General features: G+C 30.5%; 1 protein-coding gene. It reads right to left on the bottom strand.

All coding sequences use genetic code 11. From position 1 onward, the window contains the following. Window positions 1–202 precede the first annotated feature (202 nt). On the bottom strand, window positions 203–907 hold the full coding sequence (locus ABD814_RS10210; protein ID WP_344912820.1) for a zinc metallopeptidase: 705 nt from the start codon (window positions 905–907) through the stop codon (window positions 203–205). Window positions 908–1,006 lie beyond the last annotated feature (99 nt).

A 1,006-nucleotide genomic window follows, 5' to 3' on the forward strand; every position in this document is an offset into this window, starting at 1 on the left:
TACAGCAATGGATTACAGGTTTGCCCAACTATATCAAGGTCTATCTGTCTATTTCAGTGTGCGAAAGTTGAGTAATAACTGATATTAAAGTTAAGCGACACAAATTGGCGCCCCCTTAATATGCAGAGTGAACTATTATATTATAGAGATGTAATTGAAGTGGATAGAAAGCTTCAGTGTTAATATTGTTTTTATGTTTTGTTTAACTCAAACTTCCAATTAAAAAGATGATGCAATAAATAAAAGGTATTGAAACTCCGAATAGCAACGCATGAAAAAAATACTGTAGAAAGAACGTACGATAGGAGCTCTTTGAAAACTTAAGTACTTTTTGATCATAATTTTCCCCTATATATTCTAACGCAATTTGACTAGCTCGATATTCTTCGGGCAGACCAAATATGAATCTCAAAATTGTTGCAAAGATAAAAAAAATAATAAAGGCTGTCGATACATTTATAAATAATGTTGATGGAACATTTTCAAAATCAATCATATATGTAATGATAATAAAGTAAGGTATAACGATTAATCGATTAAATGCAATAATAATTGTAGAAAATTGAATCATTTTTTCTTTCTGCTTATTTTCACTAGCTGACCGATAATGTCCCCCCTCATGTAAAGATGCAAGGTGTGCATAAATTGTTGTAGAAGCGTAATCATTAAGAGCGATTATTTTTTGTAATGGATGATAATAATATTTTTTTGCTTCTATAAACTGAACTTTTTCCTTCTCCGCTTCCAATTCACTCCTCTTGAGACTCAACATTTGCATTAATGCATCATAACAAGTAGCCGACACGTTCATTTTCTTACCTTGATAAATATAAATTCGCGCAATAATTTCTATAATTATTGCCAATCCAAGAATAGTAATGATACCGATTAAAATTATTTTAGTCATTACGCTACTCCTTTTACTAAAAATCCCGATAAAGTCCATATAATTGTGTAAAAGCAAAAAGGTCAAATGAATGCCTCTTTTACGGTACAATGTTTTTAA

Source organism: Amphibacillus indicireducens (genome assembly GCF_039539605.1).
In the GTDB taxonomy this organism is placed as follows: Bacteria; Bacillota; Bacilli; order Bacillales; family Amphibacillaceae; genus Amphibacillus; species Amphibacillus indicireducens.

What these genes read in the sequence shown, in the direction of transcription:
- ABD814_RS10210 (WP_344912820.1), bottom strand. Translation starts at nt 907, where the DNA reads ATGACTAAAATAATTTTAATCGGTATCATTACTATTCTTGGATTGGCA.